Source organism: Mycobacterium sp. (assembly GCF_032162105.1).
In the GTDB taxonomy this organism is placed as follows: domain Bacteria; phylum Actinomycetota; class Actinomycetes; order Mycobacteriales; family Mycobacteriaceae; genus Mycobacterium.
The window spans coordinates 1-4,110 of record NZ_JAVRPS010000653.1 but is presented as its reverse complement, the minus strand read 5'-3'; the positions used below and the strand labels follow the sequence as shown (position 1 = coordinate 4,110).

Here is a 4,110-nt window from a genome sequence, read left to right as displayed (position 1 = left end):
TTCGAGCAGAACCTCGACGACATCGCGCGGCTCATCACCGCCGAGCATGGCAAGGTCTTCTCCGACGCCAAGGGCGAGGCTACGCGCGGACTCGAGGTGGTTGAGTTCGCCACCGGCATTCCGCAGTTGTTGAAGGGCGAGTTCTCCGAGAACGTCTCCAGTGGCGTGGACAGCTGGTCGATCCGTCAGCCGCTCGGCGTGGTGGCGGGCATCACGCCGTTCAACTTCCCGGCGATGATCCCGCTGTGGAAGGCCGGGCCCGCACTGGCGTGCGGCAACGCCTTCATTCTCAAGCCCAGCGAGCGCGACCCGTCAGTGCCGGTCCGGCTGGCCGAACTGTTCCTCGAGGCCGGCCTGCCGCCCGGCGTCTTCCAGGTCGTGCACGGCGACAAGGAAGCGGTCGACGCCATCCTGCATCACCCCGACATCAAGGCGGTCGGCTTCGTCGGCAGCTCCGACATCGCGCAGTACATCTACTCCACCGCGGCGGCAAACGGCAAGCGCGCCCAGTGTTTCGGTGGCGCCAAGAACCACATGATCATCATGCCCGACGCCGACCTCGACCAGGCCGTGGACGCACTGATCGGCGCGGGCTACGGCAGCGCGGGTGAACGATGCATGGCCATCAGCGTCGCCGTACCGATCGGCGAACAGACCGCGGATCGCCTGCGCGCCAGGCTGATCGAGCGCGTCAACAACCTGCGGGTCGGACACAGCCTCGACCCTAAGGCCGACTACGGTCCACTGGTCACCGGGGCCGCGCTCGAGCGGGTGCGCGACTACATCGGTCAGGGCGCCGCCGCAGGCGCCGAGGTCGTGGTCGACGGTCGCGAACGCGCTAGCGACGAGCTCACTTTCGGTGACGACAGCCTCGAAGGCGGCTACTTCATCGGCCCGACACTGTTCGACCACGTGACCACCGACATGTCGATCTACACCGACGAGATCTTCGGCCCCGTGCTCTGCATCGTGCGGGCAGGAGATTACGAAGAGGCCCTGCGACTGCCTTCGGAGCACGAATACGGCAATGGCGTGGCGATCTTCACCCGCGACGGCGACACCGCGCGCGATTTCGTGTCCCGCGTCCAGGTCGGCATGGTGGGCGTGAACGTGCCGATCCCGGTTCCGGTGGCCTATCACAGCTTCGGTGGCTGGAAGCGATCCGGTTTCGGCGACCTCAACCAGCACGGTCCTGCCTCGATCCAGTTCTACACCAAGGTCAAGACGGTGACGTCGCGGTGGCCGTCCGGCATCAAGGACGGCGCCGAATTCTCCATCCCGACAATGAAGTAGGGCTGGACCCTTGAGCACTCAGCGCTACTTCAGTCTCGACGATGACGAGCGTGTCATCGCCGAGACGGCGGCCGAGTTCGCCGAGAAGCGCATCGCGCCTTACGCGTTGGAGTGGGACGCGACCAAGCACTTCCCGCTCGACGTGCTGCGCGAGGCCGCCGAGTTGGGTATGGCGGCCATGTACTGCAGCGAAGACGTCGGCGGCAGCGGCCTGCGGCGGCTCGATGCGGTGCGCATCTTCGAACAGTTGGCGATGGCGGATCCCTCCACGGCAGCGTTCCTGTCCATCCACAACATGTGTGCGTGGATGGTCGATACCTATGGCACGCACGAACAACGCAAGGCGTGGGTGCCCCGGTTGGCGTCGATGGAAGCTGTGGCCAGTTACTGTCTGACCGAGCCGTCAGCGGGCTCGGATGCGGCTGCGCTGCGCACCAAGGCAGTGCGCGACGGCAGTGATTACGTGCTCGACGGCGTCAAGCAATTCATCTCCGGGGCCGGGTCGTCCGACGTATACGTCGTGATGGCCCGCACCGGTGCCCCGGGTCCGCGCGGCATTTCGGCCTTCATCGTCGAGAATGGTGCGCCCGGCCTGAGTTTCGGCGCGCAGGAACACAAGATGGGATGGAACGGCCAGCCGACCGCTCAGGTGATCATGGAAGGCGTACGGGTACCCGCGGACGCAATGCTCGGTGGCACGGATTGCGAGGGCGGCGGCTTCGGGATCGCGATGAACGGGTTGAACGGCGGCCGTCTCAACATCGCGGCGTGCTCGCTCGGCGGAGCCGCAGCCGCGTATCAGAAGGCCGCCGCATACGTGCGCGATCGTGAGGCCTTCGGCGGCAGCCTGCTCGACGAGCCGACCATTCGCTTTGCACTGGCCGACATGGCAACCGCGTTGGAGTCGTCGCGAATGATGTTGTGGCGAGCGGCATCCGCTCTCGACAACGACGAGCCGGAGAAGGTCGAGCTGTGCGCGATGGCCAAACTCCACGTGACTGATGCCTGCTATGACGTCGCCGACCGCGCGCTTCAGCTTCACGGCGGGTACGGCTATCTGAGTGAGTATGGGCTTGAGAAGATCGTCCGAGACCTGCGGGTGCATCGGATCCTCGAGGGGACCAACGAAATCATGCGCGTGGTGATCGGGCGGGCCGAGGCCGCCCGGGCCCGCGCGTCCGCGTAGAAGGAGCCGACTCGATGAGCACCGTGGCATTCTTGGGACTGGGCAACATGGGTGGCCCGATGGCGGCGAACCTGGTCGCGGGCGGGCACGTCGTGCGCGGCTTCGACCCGGTGCCTGCGCTGAAGGCGGCCGCAGAAGGCAAGGGCGCCACGGTGTTCGACACCGGTGCCGAGGCCGTGACCGACGCGGACGTGGTGATCACGTCGTTGCCCAGCGGCGCCATCGTCAAGGCCTGCTACGCCGAGGTGCTGCCCGCCGCCAAGTCGGGCGCGCTTTTCATCGACACCTCGACGATCTCCGTCGACGACGCCAGGGCGATCAACGCGCAGGCAGGAGAACACGGTTTCGCACAGGTCGACGCACCGGTCTCCGGCGGTGTCAAGGGCGCCACCGCGGGCACGTTGGCGTTCATGGTCGGCGGCGAGGACGCCGCCGTGGAGCGCGCCAGGCCGGTGCTGGAACCGATGGCCGGCAAGATCATTCACTGCGGCGGCTCCGGCACCGGCCAGTCCGCCAAGCTGTGCAACAACATGGTGCTGGCGGTGCAGCAGATCGCCGTCGGCGAAGCCTTCGTGCTGGCCGAGAAGCTGGGACTGTCCGCACAGTCGCTGTTCGACGTGATCACGGGCGCGACCGGGAACTGCTGGGCCGTCCACACCAATTGCCCGGTGCCCGGCCCGGTTCCGACCTCACCGGCCAACAACGACTTCAAGCCGGGGTTCGCGACGGCCCTGATGCACAAGGACCTCGGCTTGGCGATGGACGCCGTCAGCTCGTCTGGTTCCACCGCACCGCTGGGCAGCCACGCCGCGGAGATCTACGCGAAGTTCGCCACCGATCACGCCGACAAGGACTTCAGCGCCGTCATCGATCTGATCCGCAACGGCTAGCGTCCTGAGTCATTGATTGCGATCTAGTTGTTGGAATGGTTTGTGCCGACTCCTCGTGCTGCCAAGATCGTGTTGAGCGCTGATGAGCGGCCGGAGTTGGAGGGGTGGGCGCGGCGGCAACGTGTGCGGCGGGTTTGGCGCTCTAGACCTGACCACGGGCAAGGTCGTCGGGGCCCTGCACTCGCGGCATCAAGACCGCCGACCAAAACCTTGCCCCTATCGCCAACTACTGCAAACGAATTGACGCCTCAGGACTCTAATTGGTCGACGGTGGTGGCTGGGGTTGGAACGGTTGATACCACCACCAGTCGGCACGCTCACCGGTGGGCCCTGAACATGGTTTGACCGCGGGTGGGGGTGTGGTCGGGGGTCGGGCCAGTGATCCCGCCTTCAGCGGTTTGCCTTCTTGGTCGGTGACCACGAGGTGCTGGGCGGGTCCGGTGATGGTGATGACACCCCGATGGTGCGCCCGGTGGTGATAGGGGCAGACCAGCACCAGGTTGTCCAACTCGGTCAGCCCGCCGTCTTCCCAGTGCCGGATGTGGTGGGCGTGCAAACCGCGGGTGGCCCCGCAACCGGGTACCACGCAGCAGCGGTCGCGGTGCTCGAGGGCGCGGCGCAGCCTTCGGTTGACGGTGCGGGTCGCCCGTCCGGAGCCGATCACCTGACCGTCGCGTTCGAACCACACCTCGCAGGTGGCATCACAGGTCAGGTAGCGGCGGTCGTCATCGGATAACAGCG

Annotated in this window: 4 protein-coding genes; 3 read left to right on the top strand and 1 reads right to left on the bottom strand. The window is 66.3% G+C overall.

What is annotated here, in order from left to right:
* From QOC69_RS32850 to mmsB, 3 genes are all read left to right on the top strand, one after another.
* Positions 1 to 1,293 (top strand): CoA-acylating methylmalonate-semialdehyde dehydrogenase (locus tag QOC69_RS32850; RefSeq protein WP_526446671.1); only part of this gene is annotated, 1,293 nt, incomplete at its 5' end.
* Between the two features lie 10 nt (positions 1,294 to 1,303).
* The gene (locus QOC69_RS32845) at positions 1,304 to 2,479 is read left to right on the top strand and encodes an acyl-CoA dehydrogenase family protein (RefSeq protein WP_526446670.1); all 1,176 of its coding nucleotides are present in this window, start codon (positions 1,304 to 1,306) and stop codon (positions 2,477 to 2,479) included.
* A 14-nt stretch (positions 2,480 to 2,493) separates the two neighbouring features.
* Positions 2,494 to 3,369 (top strand): 3-hydroxyisobutyrate dehydrogenase, encoded by an 876-nt coding sequence (mmsB, locus tag QOC69_RS32840; RefSeq protein WP_526446669.1) that lies wholly within the window; start codon positions 2,494 to 2,496, stop codon positions 3,367 to 3,369.
* A 256-nt stretch (positions 3,370 to 3,625) separates the two neighbouring features.
* Here mmsB and QOC69_RS32835 read toward each other — a convergent pair.
* A partial coding sequence (locus tag QOC69_RS32835; protein ID WP_526446668.1) for an HNH endonuclease signature motif containing protein occupies positions 3,626 to 4,110 on the bottom strand: 485 nt, incomplete at its 5' end.